General features: G+C 70.8%; 20 protein-coding genes. 12 read left to right on the top strand and 8 right to left on the bottom strand.

Annotated features, from left to right (window positions below; translation table 11 throughout):
* On the bottom strand, positions 1-1,345 hold a 1,345-nt coding region (locus ABD161_RS05395), incomplete at its 3' end, for a uracil-xanthine permease family protein (RefSeq protein WP_344000400.1).
* 203 nt (positions 1,346-1,548) lie between these two features.
* Here ABD161_RS05395 and ABD161_RS05390 point away from each other — a divergent pair.
* Positions 1,549-3,501, top strand: coding sequence for a BCCT family transporter (locus ABD161_RS05390; RefSeq protein WP_344000398.1), 1,953 nt, complete (start codon positions 1,549-1,551; stop codon positions 3,499-3,501).
* Between the two features lie 101 nt (positions 3,502-3,602).
* Here ABD161_RS05390 and ABD161_RS05385 read toward each other — a convergent pair whose 3' ends face one another.
* Together ABD161_RS05385 and ABD161_RS05380 are read right to left on the bottom strand one after the other, a co-directional pair.
* Positions 3,603-4,478: a phosphoribosylaminoimidazolesuccinocarboxamide synthase gene (locus ABD161_RS05385; RefSeq protein ID WP_344000396.1), complete on the bottom strand. Its 876-nt coding sequence runs from the start codon at positions 4,476-4,478 to the stop codon at positions 3,603-3,605.
* Positions 4,479-4,762: 284 nt separating this feature from the next.
* Entirely contained in the window at positions 4,763-5,476 is a 714-nt protein-coding gene (locus ABD161_RS05380) for a DUF4352 domain-containing protein (protein ID WP_344000394.1), read from the bottom strand.
* A 217-nt stretch (positions 5,477-5,693) separates the two neighbouring features.
* Between ABD161_RS05380 and ABD161_RS05375 the strand changes: the two genes are divergently transcribed.
* Together ABD161_RS05375 and ABD161_RS05370 are read left to right on the top strand one after the other, a co-directional pair.
* Positions 5,694-6,953, top strand: a complete 1,260-nt coding sequence (locus ABD161_RS05375) for a sensor histidine kinase (RefSeq protein WP_344000392.1) — start codon at positions 5,694-5,696, stop codon at positions 6,951-6,953.
* A gap of 32 nt (positions 6,954-6,985) precedes the next feature.
* On the top strand, positions 6,986-7,699 hold the full coding sequence (locus ABD161_RS05370; RefSeq protein ID WP_344000390.1) for a response regulator: 714 nt from the start codon (positions 6,986-6,988) through the stop codon (positions 7,697-7,699).
* Positions 7,700-7,702: 3 nt separating this feature from the next.
* Here the strand turns inward: ABD161_RS05370 and purD are convergent, their stop codons facing one another.
* On the bottom strand, positions 7,703-8,971 hold the full coding sequence (gene purD / locus ABD161_RS05365) for a phosphoribosylamine--glycine ligase (RefSeq protein WP_344000389.1): 1,269 nt from the start codon (positions 8,969-8,971) through the stop codon (positions 7,703-7,705).
* Positions 8,972-9,077: 106 nt separating this feature from the next.
* Between purD and ABD161_RS05360 the strand changes: the two genes are divergently transcribed.
* The 5 genes from ABD161_RS05360 to ABD161_RS05340 are packed head-to-tail and all read left to right on the top strand — an operon-like array spanning position 9,078 to position 11,942.
* Positions 9,078-9,563 (top strand): type 2 periplasmic-binding domain-containing protein, encoded by a 486-nt coding sequence (locus tag ABD161_RS05360; protein ID WP_344000690.1) that lies wholly within the window; start codon positions 9,078-9,080, stop codon positions 9,561-9,563.
* Positions 9,560-10,537 carry a cation efflux transmembrane domain-containing protein gene (locus ABD161_RS05355; RefSeq protein ID WP_344000387.1) on the top strand — a complete coding sequence of 326 codons (978 nt, stop codon included), beginning with the start codon at positions 9,560-9,562 and terminating at the stop codon, positions 10,535-10,537. Before ABD161_RS05360 ends, ABD161_RS05355 begins: the two co-directional genes overlap by 4 nt.
* Positions 10,538-10,546: 9 nt before the next feature.
* Positions 10,547-10,918, top strand: coding sequence for a sterol carrier family protein (locus tag ABD161_RS05350; RefSeq protein ID WP_344000385.1), 372 nt, complete (start codon positions 10,547-10,549; stop codon positions 10,916-10,918).
* The gene (locus ABD161_RS05345; protein ID WP_344000383.1) at positions 10,915-11,337 is read left to right on the top strand and encodes a potassium transporter Trk; all 423 of its coding nucleotides are present in this window, start codon (positions 10,915-10,917) and stop codon (positions 11,335-11,337) included. Before ABD161_RS05350 ends, ABD161_RS05345 begins: the two co-directional genes overlap by 4 nt.
* A 32-nt stretch (positions 11,338-11,369) precedes the next feature.
* Positions 11,370-11,942 carry a pyridoxine/pyridoxamine 5'-phosphate oxidase gene (locus tag ABD161_RS05340; RefSeq protein WP_344000381.1) on the top strand — a complete coding sequence of 191 codons (573 nt, stop codon included), beginning with the start codon at positions 11,370-11,372 and terminating at the stop codon, positions 11,940-11,942.
* A gap of 45 nt (positions 11,943-11,987) precedes the next feature.
* Here the strand turns inward: ABD161_RS05340 and ABD161_RS05335 are convergent, their stop codons facing one another.
* On the bottom strand, positions 11,988-12,557 hold the full coding sequence (locus ABD161_RS05335) for a zinc-binding alcohol dehydrogenase (RefSeq protein WP_344000379.1): 570 nt from the start codon (positions 12,555-12,557) through the stop codon (positions 11,988-11,990).
* A 200-nt stretch (positions 12,558-12,757) separates the two neighbouring features.
* On the opposite strand from ABD161_RS05335, the gene purM reads away from it, so the two are divergent.
* Both purM and purF read left to right on the top strand, forming a co-directional pair.
* Positions 12,758-13,810 carry a phosphoribosylformylglycinamidine cyclo-ligase gene (gene purM / locus ABD161_RS05330; RefSeq protein WP_425560801.1) on the top strand — a complete coding sequence of 351 codons (1,053 nt, stop codon included), beginning with the start codon at positions 12,758-12,760 and terminating at the stop codon, positions 13,808-13,810.
* Between the two features lie 24 nt (positions 13,811-13,834).
* Entirely contained in the window at positions 13,835-15,307 is a 1,473-nt protein-coding gene (purF, locus tag ABD161_RS05325) for an amidophosphoribosyltransferase (RefSeq protein ID WP_344000374.1), read from the top strand.
* Positions 15,308-15,382: 75 nt separating this feature from the next.
* On the opposite strand, the gene ABD161_RS05320 is transcribed toward purF, so the two are convergent.
* Positions 15,383-15,583 carry a DUF3073 domain-containing protein gene (locus tag ABD161_RS05320; RefSeq protein WP_135115579.1) on the bottom strand — a complete coding sequence of 67 codons (201 nt, stop codon included), beginning with the start codon at positions 15,581-15,583 and terminating at the stop codon, positions 15,383-15,385.
* Positions 15,584-15,731: 148 nt separating this feature from the next.
* On the opposite strand from ABD161_RS05320, the gene ABD161_RS05315 reads away from it, so the two are divergent.
* Positions 15,732-16,298 (top strand): universal stress protein, encoded by a 567-nt coding sequence (locus ABD161_RS05315; RefSeq protein ID WP_344000371.1) that lies wholly within the window; start codon positions 15,732-15,734, stop codon positions 16,296-16,298.
* A 172-nt stretch (positions 16,299-16,470) separates the two neighbouring features.
* Here ABD161_RS05315 and ABD161_RS05310 read toward each other — a convergent pair whose 3' ends face one another.
* Both ABD161_RS05310 and ABD161_RS05305 read right to left on the bottom strand, forming a co-directional pair.
* Positions 16,471-17,085, bottom strand: a complete 615-nt coding sequence (locus ABD161_RS05310; RefSeq protein ID WP_344000369.1) for a helix-turn-helix transcriptional regulator — start codon at positions 17,083-17,085, stop codon at positions 16,471-16,473.
* Positions 17,085-17,948: a DUF4097 family beta strand repeat-containing protein gene (locus ABD161_RS05305; RefSeq protein WP_344000367.1), complete on the bottom strand. Its 864-nt coding sequence runs from the start codon at positions 17,946-17,948 to the stop codon at positions 17,085-17,087. The genes ABD161_RS05310 and ABD161_RS05305 overlap by 1 nt, the downstream gene beginning before the upstream one ends.
* 166 nt (positions 17,949-18,114) lie before the next feature.
* Between ABD161_RS05305 and ABD161_RS05300 the strand changes: the two genes are divergently transcribed.
* Positions 18,115-18,870 (top strand): MerR family transcriptional regulator, encoded by a 756-nt coding sequence (locus tag ABD161_RS05300; protein ID WP_344000365.1) that lies wholly within the window; start codon positions 18,115-18,117, stop codon positions 18,868-18,870.
* The last annotated feature ends 37 nt before the right edge of the window (positions 18,871-18,907 follow it).

Raw genomic sequence — 18,907 nt, 5'->3', positions numbered from 1 at the left:
GGGGGTCGCCGCCGAGCTGGCCCACCGCCGGGATCGGGCCGCCATCGTCGGCGCCGGTCTTGCGCGCGCGGGCGATGAGGTTGCCGAGGTGGTAGATCACCAGCGCCGTGACCGTGCCGAGCACGATGCCGCCGAGCTCGAAGCCGTCCCACTTCATGGCGAAGCCGGCGATGCCGATCACGAGCGCGACGGCGGCGGTGTACTGGTTCACCGGGCGCGAGAAGTCCACGCGGTTGTCGACCCAGATCTTGATGCCGATGATGCCGATCAGGCCGTAGAGCGCGGTCGTGACGCCGCCGAGCACGCCGGCGGGGATCGAGTTGAACACGGCGCCGATCTTCGGCGAGAACGCGAGCAGGATGGCGACGACGCCGGCGACCCAGTAGACCGCCGTCGAGTACACGCGCGTCGCGGCCATGACGCCGATGTTCTCGCCGTAGGTGGTCGTGCCGGATCCGCCGCCGAGGCCCGCGAGGGTGGTCGCGGCGCCGTCCGCGATGAGCGCGCGGCCCGTGTGCTGGTTCACCGAGTTGTCGGTCATGGTCGCGACGCCGCGCACGTGGCCGACGTTCTCGGCGACCAGCACGAGCACAACCGGCAGGAACATCGCGATCGCCGACCACGTGCCGCCCGAGGCGAAGTCGGGCAGGTGGAACTCGGGAACGCCCAGCCAGTCGGCGTCGGCGATCGTCTCGGCGGGGCTCATGCCCGTGGCGGGGTTCACGACGTCGAGGGCGCCGCGGGCGACGGCGACGATGTAGCCGACGATCACGCCGAGGAAGATCGAGATGCGGCCGAGGAAGCCCTTGAACAGCACCGCGAACAGGATGACGGCGGCGAGCGTGATCGTGGCCGTGAGCGCGTCGGTCGCGAAGCTGCTCCACGCGGTGGGCGCGAGGTTGAAGCCGATCAGGGCGACGATCGCGCCGGCGACGACCGGGGGCATGAGCTTGTCGACCCAGCCGAGGCCCGCGAACTGCACGACGAGGCCGATCACCGCGAGCAGGACGCCGACGGCGACGATGCCGGCGAGCGCCGATCCCATCCCGGCGGACGCGGTCGCGGCGGTCACGGGCGCGATGAAGGCGAAGGACGAGCCGAGGTAGCTGGGAAGGCGGTTCTTCGTGATCAGCAGGAACAGCAGCGTGCCCACTCCGCTGAAGAACAGCGTGGTCGAGACGGGGAAGCCGGTGATGGTCGGCACGAGGAACGTCGCGCCGAACATGGCGACGACGTGCTGCGCGCCCATGGCGATGGTCGCAGGCCAGTTCAGTCGCTCGCCGGGCGCGACGACGCGTCCGGGCTCGACCGTGCGGCCGTTGCCGTGGAGGGTCCACAGGGGCATGAGGCTCCTTGGGAGAGGGGGTCGGGTGGGCAATCGATCAACGATACTTCCCCGCGTGTTTCCGCACCGTGAACGGCGCGACCGGTGGTCACAGCCCGGGCACGATCGATTCCTATGCATGCGCTGTGGAGCCGTATAGACGTAGCGTGGAAGGACCCATTCCCATACGTAACGCACCCATCGATCGATAAGCGAGTTGAAATATGCCCGATCAGCAGCGCCCCGAGAACGAGGCGCCACCCAAGCACAAGCCCGTCACCAACCTCGTGAAGGAGGTGACGCACCCTGCGCTGATCCCCGGTATCGGCGTCGAGGACACCGGCAGGACGTTCTCGACCAACTGGCTCGTGCTGGGACTCGCCGGAGCTCTCGTGCTCGGCGTGGTGATCTGGGGATTCGCCGCCCCGGACAGCATCAGCGAAGCCGGATCCGCCTCCCTCGGCTGGGTCATGGAGAACTTCGGCTGGCTCTTCTCGCTGCTCGCGATCGTCACCGTGGTGTTCATGATGGTGGTCGGCTATGGCCGCACCGGAGGCATCCGGCTCGGCTCCGACGATGAGTCGCCCGAGTTCTCCACCGTCTCGTGGATTGCGATGCTCTTCTCGGCCGGCATGGGAATCGGCCTCCTGTTCTGGGGGCCCGCCGAGCCGCTGTCCTTCTTCCTGACAGTGCCTCCGGGATTCGACGCCGAGGCGGGATCGCGTGATGCCATGCACCTCGCGCTGGCGCAGTCGTTCCTTCACTGGGGCCCGATGGCCTGGGCGTTCTACGCCCTCGTCGGCGGGGCGATCGCGTATGTCGCCTATCGCCGCGGTCGCGCCCCGCTGATCTCGGCGATCTTCGCGCCGATCTTCAAGGAGCGCACCGAGGGCTGGGCCGGGGCGATCGTCGATGTCTTCGCGATCATCGTGACGCTGTTCGGCACGGCGGTGACGCTCGGCATGGGCGCGCTGCAGATCGCCCGCGGCGCCGAGTTCGTGACCGGCATCGGTCCCCTCGGCAACGGAGCGCTCATCGTGATCGTGACGGTGCTCACCGCGGCGTTCGTGGTCTCGGCGGTGTCGGGCGTCAAGCGCGGCATCCGGATCCTCTCGAACATCAACATGGTGATCGCTCTGGTCATCGGTGTGATGCTGTTCGTGCTGGGCCCGACCCTGCTGCTGCTGAACATGGTTCCCGCGTCCGTGTCGACGTTCTTCGCGGAGCTGTGGACGATGCTCATGCGCAACCCCGCGCAGGGAGAGGACGCCGCGGCGTTCGTGAACGGCTGGACCAACTACTACTGGGCGTGGTGGATCTCGTGGACGCCCTTCGTCGGCATGTTCATCGCGAAGATCTCGCGCGGTCGCACGCTGCGGGAGTTCACGACGGTCGTCATCATCGTCCCCGCCGTGGTCTGCATCGTGTGGTTCGGCATCATGGGCGGCTCGGCGATGTACTTCGACGAGCTCACCGGCGCCGTGGGACAGGCGATGGCCGACGGCGGCACGGAGGCCGTGCTGTTCGCCGTGCTGAACAACCTCCCGCTGGGAGGCGTGCTCTCGGTGCTGGCGATGATCTCGATCATCCTGTTCTTCGTCACCTCGGCCGACTCGGCCGCGATCGTCATGGGCTCGATGAGCCAGCGCGGCAAGCCCGAGCCCTCTACGTGGGTCACGATCACGTGGGGCGTGCTGCTGGGCGCGGCGGCGCTCGCGCTGCTGCTCGCCGGCGGCCAGACCGCGCTGTCCGGGCTGCAGTCGATCATGGTCGTCACGGCGCTGCCGTTCGCGGTCATCGTGATCGGCGTGATGGTGTCGTGGGCCAAGGAGCTCTCGACGGATCCGTACATCATGCGCCGTCGGTTCGCGCGGGCGGCGATCGCTCAGGGTGTGCGCCTCGGCATCGAGGAGCACGGCGACGACTTCGTGTTCGGGGCCACCGAGGTGGCCGCCCACGAGGGCGCCGGCGCGAACATCGAGACGGACGATCCCGCGCTCACGGAGTGGTACGCGACGGCGACCGAGCAGATCCCGCTGGTGACGGCCGAGGACGTGGCCCGAACGCTCGAGCCCGGGCACATCCAGCCGAAGGGACCGGATCACCCGGAGCACACGGCCTCGGGGGATGCGTCGCTCGTCGTCGGCGAGGACCGGCCGAAGCGCGAGCGTCACTGACGCGAGGCGAGACGCCGCGAGGCGGGGACTTCCCGGGATGGGTGTCCTCGCCTCGCCTCGCGGCGTCTCCGGCTCTGCCGGCGGATCGAGCGCGATCCGGATCAGTCGGTGAGCTGGGCGAGCAGCTCGCGGTAGCGGGCGACGGTGCGCTCGACGATCTCGGTCGGAAGCGCGGGCGGCGTGCCCTGCTTGTCCCAGTTCGCGGCGAGCCAGTTGCGCACGATCTGCTTGTCGAAGCTCGCCATCCGCTCCGTGGGCGTGGTGCCGGTGCGCCACGCCTCGGCGTCCCAGTAGCGAGACGAGTCGCTCGTGAGCACCTCGTCGGCAAGGCGCAGGACGCCGTCCCCGTCGAGGCCGAACTCGAACTTGGTGTCGGCCAGGATCAGGCCGTGCGCCTCGGCGGTCGCCGCCGCACGGTGGTAGATCTCGAGGGAGGCGTCGCGCAGCTGCGCCGCGCGCTCGGCGCCGACGAGTTCGACCGACCGCTCGAACGAGATGTTCTCGTCGTGCTCGCCCATCGGCGCCTTGAACGCGGGGGTGTAGATCGGCTCGGGCAGGCGGTCGCCATCCTGCAGACCCTCGGGAAGCGCGATGCCGCACACCGTTCCCTCGGCCCGGTACTCGGCCCACCCGGATCCGGTGAGATAGCCGCGCACCACGCACTCGATGGGCAGCATGTCGAGCGAGCGGACGATCATCGCCCGCCCCGCGACCTCGTCCGGCGCGGGCTCGCCCGTCAGGTGGTTCGGGACCGGCGTGCCTCCGTCGGCGCCCGCGAGCTGGTCGAACCACCACAGGCTCAGCGTCGTGAGCAGCTCGCCCTTGCCCGGGATGCCGGGGGACAGGACGTGGTCGAAGGCGCTGACCCGGTCGCTCGCGACCACGAGCATCCGGGTGTCGGCCTCATCGGCGGGGCGGTACAGATCGCGCACCTTGCCGGAGTACGTGTGCTTCCAACCGGGGATCTCGACAGTCACGCGCCCATCATCCCATTCCGGTGGCCCGCCCCGTGCGGCTGGGACATCGGAGCCGCAGGAAAGGGGACCGCCGGAGCTGCAACAGGCCCGTGGCAGCTCCGGCGGCGTCTGTGGGGTCGGTCGCGGTTACTTGACCGCGGCGAACGTATCCGCCTGCATGTATTTATCGGCAGGGGTGCGCATTCCGTTCGTCGAGCGCACTTGCAGCTCCCCGGGCACCCACCGATCCCGCGAGATCACACGCGGGTGCATGTGATCTCGCGGGATGGATGTGGCCGGACCGCTTACTTCAGGGAGAACACCGCGGGCTCGCCGAGGAAGTCGAACATGCCCTGATACTCGAGGCGCTCGGCGACCGCGTCGGCCGGGAGGTCGTAGACGAGCACTCCCTGCAGGGTGTTGCCGGGATTGATCTCGCCGAAGAGCGAGTCGTTGCCCTCGATGTAGATGCCGGCGGCGCTGTTCGCCTCGAACTCCCGGCCCTCCGCGTCGTAGACCTTCGCGTTCATGTCGGAGAACGACTCGGCCTCGGCGCCCACGTTCTCGACGGAGACGTGCACGAGGACGAACTGCCCCTGGGCCTTCTCGCCGAGCAGCGTGCCGCCGACCTCCGTGCCGACCTGCGCGACGCCGGGCTCGACCTTCGTCACCGTGATGGCCAGATTCCCCGTCTGGGCGGCGGTGCCGATCGGCGCGGTGGCCGGGGCCGCCGGCTCCTCTTCCGCGGGTGCCTCCTCGGCCGGTGCTCCCTCAGCGGGTGCCTCCTCGGCCGGCGCCTGCTGCTCGCCCGCGGTCGGCGCGGGATCGGTCGCCTCGTCAGAGCCGCCCTTCGGGACGATGATCGCGATCAGGACGACCGCGGCGATCGCCCAGAACCACCAGCGCCGGAAGATCGACTTCTTCGGCTTCGCGGCAGGCGCCGGGGCGGGTGCCGCGGTGGGCGGCGGAACGGCCGGCCCCTGCTGCGGGGAGGGGGGCTGCGTGTGATCGAACGACATGTGAGGGCTCCTTTGTGTGTCGTCTGGGACGGTTCCGCGTGGATGCGGAGCCGCCGGGGCCGCACAGGCCCATGGCGACCCCGGCGGTGAACCCAGATTCCGCCGGCGGCCCACGGCGGGGGATCGTCCGATCGGGCGGAGTGCCCTGACCGATCGGCCGGCTCCCGGCGTCCGATCGGTCGAGGGGAGTGTCCGTCCCCGGATCTACGCTCGGATCATGACCACCGCCCCGACGCCGCCCTCGCCGTCCGTGCGCGGGCTCGTCGAGCAGCTGCTCGCCGGCGGCAGGTCGACGGGGCTGTTCATCTTCGGCGCGCTGTTCGACACCTACTGCGTCGTCAACGTCCCCGGCGCCGCCGAGTTCGGCGGTGACCGAGGTGCGGGGTCCCTGGGGATCACGGATGGCGGGGTCGTGCTGTGGCTCGTGGCCGTCATCGCCTGGGGGAGCGTCTACACGCGCAGGAGAAGGCCGCTCGTCACTGCCATCGCGGGCGCCGTGCTCGCCGTCGCCGGGATCTCGTACGCGCTGCTTCTCGTCGGCGTCTATCAGTGTCTGATCCGATGGCCGCGTCGACAGTGGTGGATCGGCGGCACGGCCGGTGGGCTGGTGCTGCTGTACGCCCTGCGTGAGAGCCTCACCGACTGGGGAGCGGCGCTGCCCTGGCTTGGCTCCGAGACGCCGGCCGATCCGCCCGGTTTCGCCGGCACGGTCGCGCCGTGGATCATCGCCGCGCTGGCGCTCGCGCTCGTGGCGGGCCTCGTCGCCTACCGACGCACGTCCGTCGATGCGGCCCGGAGCAGGAGTGTCGCCGCCACCGAGCATCGCCGCGCCGAGACTCTCGGCGAGCAGGTAGCGCGCCAGGCAGAGCGCGAGCGCATCGCGCGCGACCTGCACGACGGCCTCGGCCATCGGCTGTCTTCCGCCGCCCTCACGCTCGGCGTCCTGGAGGCGCAGGCGAGCGCAGGGGTCAGCCCAGACCCGGCGCAGGCACGCATCGCCCGTGAGCAGGTGCATGCGGCTCTCGAGGATGTGCGCGGTGTGGTCGGCGGTCTCCGATCCAGTGCCGGCGACGCTCCCCTCATACCCGCGTCGATCCGGTTTGTGGGGCGGCTTGTCCATGATCTGCGCGCGGCCGGCCACCGGCTCGAGGCCTACGTCATGGTCGAGGGCGCGGATCGGGTGGGCGCCACGCTCGACGCCGCGGCATTCCGCATCCTGCAGGAGAGCCTCACCAACGCGATCAAGCACGCTCCTGGGTCGGTGGTCTCGGTCACGTTCGATGCCGCTCCCGAGCGCGGCATCCGGATCCGAGTGACGAACCCGCTCACCGCGAGCGGGGCGGGTGTGCCGGGATCGCGCACCGGCCTCATCGGCATCCGCGAACGCGCGGCGGCGGTCGGCGGCACCGCCTGGATCGGCCCGTACGAGGGGGAGTTCATCGTCGACGTCAGCCTGCCCTGGGGCGACCCCGCCTGATCCGCGTCCGTGGCCGCCGTTAGGGTTGCCAGGTGCTCACGGATCCCCCGACGACAGCCGACTCGACCCCCGCGCCGGACCGCCCGGTTCGGGTGCTGATCGTCGACGACGACCCCTTCACGCGCGAGCCGGTGGCGACGATCCTGAGCCTCCGCCCCGAGATCGAGGTGATCGGAGCCGTCGACGGCGGCGCGGCCGCTGTCGCCTTCGTGCGGCACACCCGCCCCGACATCGTCCTGATGGATCTCCAGATGCCCGGGATGGACGGCATCGAGGCCACCCGCCAGGTCCTCGCCGAGGTGAAGACCCGCGTGGTCGCCCTGACGACCATGGTCGACCTCGACACGGTGCTGCGGGTCTTCGACGCCGGCGGCGACGGCTACATCCTCAAGGGCGACGGCCCGGTCAAGCTGGTCGATGACGTGCTCGCGGCCGCGCGGGGGGACGCGATCCTGCCGCCCCGGTACGCGCGAGCGGTCATCGAGCGCTCGACGAGCGTCGGGGGATCGGATCAGCGCCGCGAGGCGCTCGCACGCCTCGACCTGCTCACCGAGCGCGAGCGCGCGACGGCACGGCTTGTCGCGACCGGCGGGACGAACGCCGAGATCGCCGCCGCCATGCACGTCTCCGAGTCGACGATGAAGACGCACCTGACGCAGGCGCTGGCGAAGCTCGGACTCGACAACCGCATGCAGCTGGGCATCCTCATCGACCGCGCCGGCGAGACGCCTCCGCCGGCGCCCTGAGCCCTACTCCGCGACGCGCGCGGCGATGTCGGTGCGGTGGTGTGAGCCCTCGAGGCGGATGCGGCCGATCGCCTCGTAGGCGCGCTCGCGGGCCGCGCGGAAGTCCGGGGCGGTCGCGACGACGTTCAGCACGCGGCCGCCGGTGGCGGTGAGCCCGTCCATCGAGCGGGCGGTCGCCGCGTGGGCGAGGTGCACGCCCTCGACCTCGGCGGCCTCGTCAAGCCCGGTCAGCGCGCGGCCGGTCACAGGCTTCTCGGGGTAGCCCTCGCTGGCCAGCACGACCGTGACGGCCACGTCGCTCGAGAACTCCGGCTCCGGCTCGCTCTCGAGCGTCCCGGTCGCCGCAGCGAGCAGCAGGCGCGACAGCGGCGTCTTCAGGCGCGGCAGCACGACCTGGGTCTCGGGGTCGCCGAAGCGCGCGTTGAACTCGATGACGCGCACGCCCGACGGGGTCAGGATGAGCCCGGCGTACAGCAGGCCGATGAAGGGCGTGCCCTCCTCGTCCAGGCGCCGGATGACCGGCAGCGCGACCGTCTCGGTCACCTCCGCGACGAAGTCCGCCTCCGATCCGAACTGCTCGGCGAGCCACGGCAGCGGCGAGTAGGCACCCATGCCGCCGGTGTTCGGGCCGGCGTCGCCGTCGAGCGCGCGCTTGAAGTCCTGGGCGGGGCTCAGCGCCCGCACCGTGTCGCCGTCGCTGAGGAAGAACAGCGACACCTCGGGGCCCGACAGGAACTCCTCGATCAGCACGGGCCCGCTCGGCAGGTAGGTCTCGGCGTGCGCGAGGGCGGCGGCGCGGTCCTCGGTGACGATGACGCCCTTGCCCGCGGCCAGACCGTCGGCCTTGACGACGTACGGGGCGCCGAACTCGTCGAGCGCGGTGGCGACCTCCTCGCTCGTGCGGGCGTGCGTCGCGCGACCCGTGGGCACGCCGGCGGCGGCCATGATCCGCTTCGCGAAGGCCTTCGAGCCCTCCAGCTGCGCGGCGGCGCGGCCCGGGCCGAACACCGGGATGCCGCGCTCGCGGAGCTCGTCGGCGACGCCGGCGATCAGGGGCGCCTCGGGGCCGACGACGACGAGGTCGACGGCGTTCTCGAGCGCGAACGATGTGACGGCGGCCGGATCCACCATGTCGAGGTCGACGATCGTCGCGTCGCGCGCGATGCCCGCGTTGCCCGGGGCGGCCAGCACGTCGTTGCCGGTCTCCTCCGACCGCAGGGCGAGGACGAGGGCGTGCTCACGCGCGCCGGAACCGAGGACCAGGATCTTCACGCGCCCAGCCTATCGACGCGGAAACCACGGCCATACCGGCCGTCGCTCACACGCCGCAAGGGCCCTGCGCGTCGCCGGGGATGATCGATACGGTCGGATCGTGAGCATGCAGCGCTGCGCCATCCGGCTCGCCGGAGCCGCGGTCGCGGTCGCCCTCGTCGCCGGGCTCGCGACCGGCTGCGGCATCCGGGTCCCGTCCGATCCGGAGGGGACGATCGACCGCGTCACCGGTGGCGAGCTGCGCGTCGGGGCATCGGCCGATCCGGGACGGGTGAGCGTGACCGGGGACGAGGTCAGCGGGCCGCTCCCGGAGCTCGTGGAGGACTTCGCGGCCTCGCTCGACGCCGAGGTGGTCTGGACGGTCGCGGGCGAGGAGACGCTCGTCACGGCGCTCGAGCAGGGCGAGATCGACCTCGCCGTGGGAGGGATGACCGACCAGACACCGTGGAGCGATCGTGCCGCCGTCACGCGTTCCTTCCCCGACCTCCCGGGTGTCGAGGGCGACCATCCCGTCGTCTTCCTCGCGCCGCTCGGCGAGAACCGATTCGTCAGCGCACTGGAGACCTTCCTCGACGAGCAGGTCAGCGGATGACCGGCCGCCTCGGACGCACGGACCTTCCGGCCGAGCAGCAGCACGCGCTGCGGAAGGCCGTCCGGATCGAGATCTTCACGATCTGCTACACAGTGGTGACCATCGCGCTGATCGCCCTGGTCGTCGGCAGCTCGCAGGCGATGCGCACGGCGTGGATCGAGGACATGCTGTCGCTCCTGCCGCAGATCGCGTTCCTGGTCGCGCTCGTCTTCATCCGCCGCCGTCCCGGCCGCACGTTCCCCTTCGGCATGCACCGTGCGATGGGCGTCGGTCACCTGGTGGCGGGCGTGGCGCTGCTGATCGTCGGCGGCAACCTCGCGGTGGAGGCGGTCGTCGGGTTCGTGCGGGGCGAGCATCCGACGATCGGCACCGTGAACCTGTTCGGCCACACCATCTGGCTGGGCTGGCTGATGATGGGCGTGATGTCGCTGATCGTGATCGGACCCTTGTTCTACGGGCCCTACAAGGCGAAGCTCGCGGGGCCGCTCCACAACAAGCTGCTTCACGCGGACGCGGCGATGGCGAAGGCCGACTGGCAGACGACGGTCGCCTCGATCGTGGGCGTCGGCGGGGTCGGCCTCGGGATCTGGTGGCTCGACTCCGCGGCGGCCCTGTTCATCTCGCTGGGCATCCTGTGGGACGGATGGCGCAACACCGTCACGGCCGTCGGGGACCTCATCGACAAGCGCGCGACCACCTACGACACGAAGGCCGTGCTCCCGGTGATCGCCGACGTGCTGGGCCTCGTGCGAGGGACGCGCGGCGTCGCCGACGCGGCCGTGCGCGTGCGGGATCTCGGTCAGGTGCTGCACGTCGAGGTGTTCGTCGTGCTGCGGCGCCGGCGCGCCGACGTGGAACAGCTCGAGCGCCTCCGCGAGCGGATCGTCGGCATCGACTGGAAGATGCAGGATGTCGTCGTCGTCCCGGTCTCCTCGCTCCCGGCCGAGGCGACCGCCCGGGTCGACCCGACCTAACCTTGAACCATGCCAGCGCGCAGGATCGACACCGGCGAAGGACGCGACGCGCTCGCCGCGGTGACCGCCGCGACCGCGGCGGGGCAGAAGCCGCCTCGCCCCGCGCACGCGACCGCCGTTCGCTACCTGCTGCAGCTGCTGGCGGAGAAGGCGCCGGGGAACAGCGTCGAGGTGCGCGTGCCGCCGTTCGGCGCGGCGCAGGTCATCCAGGGCCCCCGCCACACGCGCGGCACGCCGCCGAACGTGGTCGAGATGGATCCGCAGACCTGGATCGAGCTCGCCACCGGGGCGCTCGACTGGGGTGAGGCCGCCTCCGCAGGGCGCGTGCACGCATCCGGTGTGCGCGCCGACCTCTCGGGCGTGCTGCCCGTGCGGCCGTGACCGCGGAAGCCGCAGGCTCCACGCGGCTGACGTACGACCGCTATTCAGGAACCGGTGGAATCATCGACGTCATGTCCTCCCGCGCGCCGCTCCCCGCCGAAGGGGGAGCCCCCGCAGAACCGCTCGCCGCCGAGCAGGTGACGGTGCGCCGATCCCCCCGCTACGGCGTGTTCGCGGCCCTGGGGGCCGCGCTGGGCGTCATCGTCGCCTTGATCCTCGCGACCGCGTTCGACGGCACCAGCGACCCCAGCCCCTTCACCGAGGTCGTGTACTCGCCCTCGCAGGCGTTCGGGTTCATCCTGCTGTGGTGTGTGCCCGCGGGCATCCTGGTGACGATGAGCATCGCGCTGCTGCTCGAGTGGACGATCGGCCGTCGCACGCGACGCGTTGCGGTCGTTCACGAGACCGTCGCCGAGTGACCCCGGGCCCGATCGCTCCGTAGGCTTGGCGCGTGACCGAGCTGCGACACGTTCTGCGCACCCTGCCGTCGTTCCCCGCGGAGCTCTCCGGGTTCGATCCGGATGACGCCCCCGCCGATCCGCTCGAACTGTTCCGTGCGTGGCTGGATGATGCCATCGCCTCGGGCGAGCGGCAGCCCCACGCGATGACGTTCTCCACGATCGACGACGACGGACGACCCGCGCACCGCACCCTGATCGTCAAGGACATCGACGAGCGCGGCATCCACGTCTCGAGCTCGCTGGCGAGCCGGAAGGCCGGGCATCTCGCGGCGCGACCATGGGCGGGAATGCTGTTCTTCTGGCGCGCGCTCGGCCGGCAGGTCGAGGTCGGCGGCCCCGTCGAGGCCCTCTCGCGCGAGGAGTCGGAGGCCGACTGGCGGGAGCGGCCGAGCTACGACGGACGGGATAACCCCCACTGGCAGGTGTGGGCGCTGCGCCCTGAGCGCTTCGAGTTTCTGCAGGCGACCGAGGACCGCAAGCACGTGCGCGTCGCGTACGTGCGCGACGGAGTCGCCTGGAGCCACCGGCCACTGCGCGCGAGCGAGCAGGTCGGCCCTGCCTGATCCAGCGGCCCCGAGAGACCGGGCCCGCCGTTCGTCGGGATGGCGTCAGCCGAGTTCGCGCAGGATCGGCTGCATCGCCGCATCGAAGGCGGCGACGTCGCCGCGCAGGCTGTCGGAGACGGCGACCGTGAGAGATCCGATCCACCAGATGCCGCGCTGCGCGAGAGGCAGCACCTGCACGTCGAGCCGGAAGGCGTGCGCCCGGCGCCCGGCGCCCCTCTCGAATTCGACGACCGCGCCCGCGTAGCCGCGGTACGAGCGGCGCATCCTGTCGTAGCGCACGGCGGCATCGTGGGCGTAGGCGAGTGCCTGCGCGGCATGCGGTTCCGCGGCGCCGCGCAGCACCTCGGCATACGCGGGGAGGGCGACATGGGTGCCGAACCCCTCCACGAGCTCGAGCGGCACGGGGGAGCGGTGGGCCTCGGGCTCGACCGTCATGTCCCAGTAGCGGCGCCAGAGCCGCTCGATGCCCTCGCTCGCCTCGGGCCCGCGCTCGACCCCGCGCAGCTGCGGCAGCTCGTCGGGGTGCCGGACTCCCAGGGCCTGGCGCAGGTAGAGCGCGACGAGCACCGAGGGGCTGCAGTCCTCGCGGACATGCCAGTCGGGCTCCGTCATGCGGCCATTATCCCCGGCTGGTCGCCCGCCCGGGCCCGCGGCCCGCAGTCGCCCGCATCGGGACGGTGGCCTTTTCCCAGTATCTCGGCGGGTAGGCTGGGCGCGTGGCTCCCGAACCCACCCCATCCCCCTCCCGCGCATCCTCGACCTACGCCGAGGCCGGTGTCGACACCGCCGCGGGCGACCTCGCCGTCGAGCTGATGAAGGCGTCTGTCAAGGCGACCCACGGCCCCGAGGTGCTGGGCGGCGTCGGCGGCTTCGCCGGTCTCTTCGACGCCAGCGCGCTTGTCGGGATGACGCGCCCGCTGCTCGCCAGCAGCACGGACGGCGTCGGCACGAAGGTGGCGATCGCGCAGGCGATCGACAAGCACGACACGATCGGCCACGACCTCGTCGGCATGGTTGTCGACGACATCGTCGTCGTGGGCGCCAAGCCGCTGTTCATGACCGACTACATCGCCACGGGCAAGGTGTTCCCGCAGCGGATCGCCGACATCGTCCGCGGCATCGCGGAGGCGTGCGCCCTCACGGGCACCGCGCTCGTCGGCGGCGAGACCGCCGAGCACCCCGGCCTGCTGGGCCCGAACGACTACGACGTCGCGGGCGCCGCGACCGGTGTGGTCGAGGCCGACGCCATCCTCGGCGCCGATCGGGTGCGCCCCGGCGACGCCGTGATCGCCCTCGGCTCGAGCGGTCTTCACTCGAACGGGTTCTCGCTCGTGCGCCACATCGTGACGCGCCACGGCATCTCGTACGGTGACCACGCCGCCGACTTCGGCACCACGTGGGGCGAGGCGCTCCTCGAGCCCACGCGTCTCTACACGGCGCCGCTGCTCGACCTCATAGCGAAGACGGGCGACGGCATCCACGCCCTCAGCCACGTCACCGGCGGCGGCATCGCGGCGAACCTCGCGCGCGTTCTTCCGCAGGGCACGTGGGCCGAGGTCGACCGCTCGACCTGGTCGCCCTCGCCGGTCTTCCGCGTGCTGAGCGACATCGCCGGCACCTCTCTCGCGTCGAGCGAGGGGACGTGGAACCTCGGCATCGGCTTCCTCGCGGTCGTCGCGGCCGACCGGGCATCCGACGTGATCGCGCACATCGAGACCGCCGGCATCCCCGCCTGGCAGGTCGGCGTCGTGTGCGACGGAGCGCTGCCCTCGGGCGGCGACGAGTTCGAACAGGGCGCCAAGGGCGTCGACGGCGGCGCCGTGCGACTTGTCGGCACCTATGCCGACAGCGCCCGCGGCCAGTGACAGAACGGGACAACTGACACCTCCATGTGCGGCATCGTCGGAATGGTCGGGGGCTCCCCGGTCAACCAGGACATCTACGACGCTCTTCTCCTTCTCCAGCACCGCGGCCAGGATGCGACCGGCATCGCCACGGCCGAGCCCAACGGCGTGATGCACACGCACAAGGCGCAGGGGATGGTGCGCGAGGCCTTCCGCACGCGCGACATGCGCTCGCTGCTCGGCAACGTCGGCCTCGGCCACGTCCGCTACGCCACGAAGGGCACCGCCTCCAGCGAGGAGGAGATGCAGCCGTTCTACGTGAACGCGCCGTACGGCATCATCCTGATCCACAACGGCAACCTGACGAACACGCGGGAGCTGACCCTCGAGATGGGCCGGCGCGACCGCCGCCACCTGAACTCGTCGAGCGACACCGAGCTGCTGCTGAACGTGCTCGCCAACGAGCTGCAGGCGACGACGAGCCCGGTCGACCTCGAGCCGGAGCGGATCTTCGAGGCCGTCTCGCGCACGCACCGCCGGATCGAGGGCGCGTACGCGGTCATCTCGATCATCGCGGGATACGGTCTGCTGGCGTTCCGCGATCCCTTCGGCATCCGCCCGCTCATCCTGGGCCGCCGCGCCGGCGCCACCGGCAAGGACGAGTGGGTCGTCACAAGCGAGTCGCTGGTCCTCGAGAACGCCGACTACGAGATCGTGCGCGAGGTCGAGCCCGGCGAGGCGGTGTTCATCACGAACGAGGGCGAGCTGTTCAGCAAGCAGTGCGCCGACGACCCCAAGCTGCTGCCGTGCTCGTTCGAGTACGTCTACCTCGCCCGCCCCGACTCGATCATGAACGGCGTTCCCGTCTACGAGTCGCGCCTGCGGATGGGCAAGAAGCTCGCCGCGACGATCGCGAAGCACGTGCCGGATGGGCTGATCGATGTGGTCATGCCGATCCCCGACTCGTCGCGTCCCGCGGCCATGGAGGTGTCGCGCGTGCTGGGGATCGAGTACCGCGAGGGCTTCTACAAGAACCGCTACGTCGGCCGGACGTTCATCATGCCGGGCCAGGCGGCGCGCAAGAAGAGCGTGCGCCAGAAGCTCAACGCGATGTCGAGCGAGTTCCAGGGCAAGAACGTGCTGCTGATCGACGACTCGATCGTTCGCGGCACCACGAGCAAGCAGATCGTGCAGATGGCCCGGGATGCCGGTGCCAAGTCGGTGACGTTCGCGTCGGCGGCGCCGCCGGTGCGTCACCCGCACGTGTACGGCATCAACATGCCGTCGCGCCACGAGCTGATCGCGCACGGCCGCACGATCCACGAGATCGCGCAGGAGCTGGGCGCCGACTACCTCGTGTACCAGGAGGTCGACGACCTGCGGGACGCGATCGTCGAGAGCGCGCGCGCCGAGGCGACGTTCACCGATCTGGACATGAGCTGCTTCGACGGCCGCTACGTCACGGGCACGGTGTCGGCCGAGTACCTCGAATGGGTCGAGGGGACGCAGACGTCCTGACGGGACGTCGCTCAGGCATGCAGAAGCGCCCGGTGCGTCGGCTCCGGGCGCTTCAGTGCGAGAGATGAGGGTGGCTCAGGCCTGTTGAGGCTGATACTCGTCCTCGTCCTCGTCGCTCTCATCGCCGTACAAGTCGGCCCACTTGTCGACGTAGTCGTTCTCGTCGCTCGGGTGCGCGAGCTCGCGCTCCAGCGCCGAGTAGTTCACAGTCGGGCTGAACGACTTCAATTCGCGGGCGAGCTTGGTGTGCTTCGCCTTCTGACGGCCACGGCCCATGGGCGAGACCCCCTCACGTGTAGCTGCCGGGATCGCTGCCCCGATGCGCTTGTCTGGATCCGGCACGAGAGCCGGTGAAGAGTAGAGTTCAGATTACCACGCGGCCTCGGCGCCTCGGCCGGCCGCGACACCGGGAAGGGGTCGCAGGATGACAGATGAGTCGTTCGTCGATGGACGGTCGGAGGGCGCGAAGGCGCAGCAGGCGGCTGTGGACGCGGCATTGCGCGGCGCGGTGATCGCGGGAGTCAACCCGGATCAGTCGCCGCGTGTCCTGCAGGAAGCCGCTCGATTCGCAGCGCTCCTCGGCGTGCCGCTCGCCGTCGTCCACGTGGATGTCACGCGTTTCGTGACCTACGAGGATCCGGATGGCTACGTGCACTCGGCGCCGGTCGACATCAACGTGCAGGCCGGCGAGGGTGAGCTCGAGGCGGTGCGCCGCGACGCGGAGACGCACCTCGTGAACAGCCCGGTGACCTGGGAGGTGCGCCAGCTCGTGGGCGACCCCGCCCTGGCGATCAAGCACTTCGCCGACAAGATCGACGCCCAGCTGATCGTCGTGGGAACCCGCAAGCGCGGCTTCGGCGAGTCGGTCCGGCAGTTCTTCACCGGATCAGTCGCCGCCCGGCTCTCTCACCGTCAGCACCGGCCGATCCTCGTCGTCCCGCAGGGCGAGCTGCTTCACGACCACGAGGACTTTCCAGAGGTTGAAGCGTGACGGATCAATGCCGACGAAGGAGGCGTTGATGCGGCGCGGTTCAAGGTTGAGCGAGGGAGCGAAGCGACCGAGTCGAAACCTAAGAAGCGTGACGGATCGCGTGACGGATCGCTGAACCGCGCACGGATGCCCCGGGACCGTCGAGTCCCGGGGCATCCGTGTGTGTGCGGGATCAGCGGCGCAGCGACTCGCTGAGCGAGGACGCGGCGGCCTCCAGCCCCGCCTGCAGTGCGTCGACGACGGCGGCCGGGAGGTCGCCGCCCCGGGCCACGTGCGAGCGCAGCTCGGCGCGCACGCGGCCGCGGAAGTCGGCGATCGCCGCCTCGGCGCGGTGGAGCTCCTCGCGGGCCCGGGCACGCGCGTCCTCCTGTGCCGGCGGCGGCGTGGCCGCCGACGCGCGGGGCGACTCGTTGGCCGCCGCGGCGAGGTCGGCGCGCAGGCTCTTCATCGCCTCGCGGACGCTCGTGCGCACCTCGTCGGCGATGAGCCGCACGGTGTCGGCGAGCCCCGCCTCGATGCCCGCGATGTCGTCCGCGCGGTCGCGCACCTCGGCGCGGCCGACATCCGTGATCTCGTAGACGGTCTTCCGGCCGTCCGAGGTCTTGGTCACGAGACCCTCCTCTTCGAGCTTCGACAGCCGCGGGTAGATCGTGCCGGCGCTCGGCGTGTACGTTCCGCCGGTGCGCTCGGCGAGCGACTGCATGATGTCGTAGCCGTGACGCGGCGCCTCGGCCAGCAGGTTCAGCAGGTACAGGCGCAGATCGCCGTGGGAGAAGACCGGGGGCATCAGAGCGCCTCCTCCGTGGGAGGAGTCGCGGGCTCCGCCGGGGCGGGAGCAGGGCGACGCAGCACGGTCACGTCTCCGGAGACGGTGTTCGCGCGCACGTCGACGAAGGATCCGGACAGCTCGCCGATCGACGTGGCGACGCTGCTCGGGCCGCCCGACGAGCGCACGACCCCGTCGAGCGCGATGCGGCCGCTCGCCGAACGCACGACGTAGTTCGCGGGAAGGCCCTCGTCGAGGCGCAGGGTGACCGCGCCGCCGACCGTGTTCACGGCGACCGAGTCGACAGGCCCCTCGGCGTCGAGCATCGTCGCGCCCGAGACCGAGTCGACGGATGCGCGGCGGACGCGACCGGTGACGGTGACGTCGCCCGAGACCGTGTTGGCCGAGAACTCGCCGTCCAGGCCGCGGGCCTGCACGTCACCCGAGACCGCGTTGGCGGTGAGGTCGCCCGTGAGGCCGTCGACGAGCACGTCGCCCGAGACCGTGTTCACGCGGGTGTCGGCGCCGAGGCCGGCGACGAGCGCGCCCGCGCTGACCACACCGAGGTTCAGGGCGACATGGCGCGGCACTGCGACGCTGATCTCGGCGCGGGGGCCGCCGGCGCCGAAGTTGCGGAACACCTCGAGGAAGTTGTCCCAGCGCAGCTGCGGGTGGTCGATCTCGAGCTCGTCGCCGGTGACCTCGATCCGCAGGTCCTTGACCGTGACGCCGTGCACCTCGACCCGGGTGCCCGGCTCGTCGTGTCCGATGATGTCGATCTGCCCGCCGACGAGACCCACCTTCAGGCGGCGGATGCCCTCGACGTCGATCACCCGCGTCTGGCCGGGCTGGACGATCCATTTCTCCACGGCTTCACTCTCCATGTGGTGCGATCCCTTCAGGATGAACTCGAGATATATCTCGATACAGGGAGTAGAACACGATATATCTCGACTGTCCATCCCTGTCGGTGAAATCGCAGGATCACCGCGCTTGACCTTGACGTGACGTCAACCTCTAGCGTCGAACGCGACAAGAGAAGGAGACGGGATGGACTGGTCGATCCAGCAGATCGCGAAGCTCGCCGGCACCACCAGCCGCACGCTGCGGCACTACGGCGAGCTGGGGCTGCTGCCCGCCACGCGCATCGGCAGCAACGGCTACCGCCACTACGACGAGCGCGCGCTCGTGCGCCTTCAGCGCATCCTGCTGCTGCGCGAGCTCGGGCTCGGGCTCACGCAGATCGGGGAGATCCTTGAGCGCGAGACCGACGAACGGCGGGCGCTGGAGGCGCATCTCGAGTGGCTGCGCGGCGAGCAGGATCGGATCGCGCGCCAGATCGCCGCGGTGGCCGGCACCATCCACGGACTCGACGGAGAGGAGGAACTGATGGCCGAGAAGATGTTCGACGGCTTCGACAACACGCAGTACAAAGAGGAGGTCGAGCAGCGCTGGGGGCGCGACGCGTACGCGCGCGGCGACGCCTGGTGGTGCGGCATGACCGACGACGAGCGCACCGCCTGGCAGGAGCAGACCGCTGCGCTGTCGCGCGACTGGACGGCGGCCGCCGAGGCGGGGGTCGACCCGGCGTCGGAGGAGGCGCAGGAGCTCGCGCGTCGCCACGTCGAGTGGCTGACCGGGATCCCCGGCACGCCCGCCGGCGATCGCGGTGACGTGAAGGGCTACGTGCTGGGTCTCGGCGAGATGTACGTCGCCGACGAGCGATTCGCGCGCAACTACGGCGGCGCCGAGGGTGCGACCTTCGTGCGCGACGCCCTGCGCCTGTACGCCGACCGCAGCCTCTGAGCGTGAGGCACGCAATCGTCGCCCCGGGCCCGCACAT

It is taken from the genome of Microbacterium paludicola (genome assembly GCF_039529675.1).
GTDB classification, from domain to species: Bacteria; Actinomycetota; Actinomycetes; order Actinomycetales; family Microbacteriaceae; genus Microbacterium; species Microbacterium paludicola.
The sequence above is the reverse complement of the archived record's forward strand: the minus strand, read 5'-3'. Positions and strand labels throughout refer to the sequence as shown.

What these genes read in the sequence shown, in the direction of transcription:
- ABD161_RS05335 (WP_344000379.1), bottom strand. Translation starts at nt 12,557, where the DNA reads ATGACGGAGCCCGACTGGCATGTCCGCGAGGACTGCAGCCCCTCGGTG.
- ABD161_RS05315 (WP_344000371.1), top strand. Translation starts at nt 15,732, where the DNA reads ATGACAGATGAGTCGTTCGTCGATGGACGGTCGGAGGGCGCGAAGGCG.
- ABD161_RS05390 (WP_344000398.1), top strand. Translation starts at nt 1,549, where the DNA reads ATGCCCGATCAGCAGCGCCCCGAGAACGAGGCGCCACCCAAGCACAAG.
- ABD161_RS05380 (WP_344000394.1), bottom strand. Translation starts at nt 5,476, where the DNA reads ATGTCGTTCGATCACACGCAGCCCCCCTCCCCGCAGCAGGGGCCGGCC.
- ABD161_RS05305 (WP_344000367.1), bottom strand. Translation starts at nt 17,948, where the DNA reads ATGGAGAGTGAAGCCGTGGAGAAATGGATCGTCCAGCCCGGCCAGACG.
- ABD161_RS05310 (WP_344000369.1), bottom strand. Translation starts at nt 17,085, where the DNA reads ATGCCCCCGGTCTTCTCCCACGGCGATCTGCGCCTGTACCTGCTGAAC.
- ABD161_RS05350 (WP_344000385.1), top strand. Translation starts at nt 10,547, where the DNA reads ATGCCAGCGCGCAGGATCGACACCGGCGAAGGACGCGACGCGCTCGCC.
- ABD161_RS05375 (WP_344000392.1), top strand. Translation starts at nt 5,694, where the DNA reads ATGACCACCGCCCCGACGCCGCCCTCGCCGTCCGTGCGCGGGCTCGTC.
- purM (WP_425560801.1), top strand. Translation starts at nt 12,758, where the DNA reads ATGAAGGCGTCTGTCAAGGCGACCCACGGCCCCGAGGTGCTGGGCGGC.
- ABD161_RS05300 (WP_344000365.1), top strand. Translation starts at nt 18,115, where the DNA reads ATGGACTGGTCGATCCAGCAGATCGCGAAGCTCGCCGGCACCACCAGC.
- ABD161_RS05360 (WP_344000690.1), top strand. Translation starts at nt 9,078, where the DNA reads ATGCAGCGCTGCGCCATCCGGCTCGCCGGAGCCGCGGTCGCGGTCGCC.
- purF (WP_344000374.1), top strand. Translation starts at nt 13,835, where the DNA reads ATGTGCGGCATCGTCGGAATGGTCGGGGGCTCCCCGGTCAACCAGGAC.
- ABD161_RS05320 (WP_135115579.1), bottom strand. Translation starts at nt 15,583, where the DNA reads ATGGGCCGTGGCCGTCAGAAGGCGAAGCACACCAAGCTCGCCCGCGAA.
- ABD161_RS05355 (WP_344000387.1), top strand. Translation starts at nt 9,560, where the DNA reads ATGACCGGCCGCCTCGGACGCACGGACCTTCCGGCCGAGCAGCAGCAC.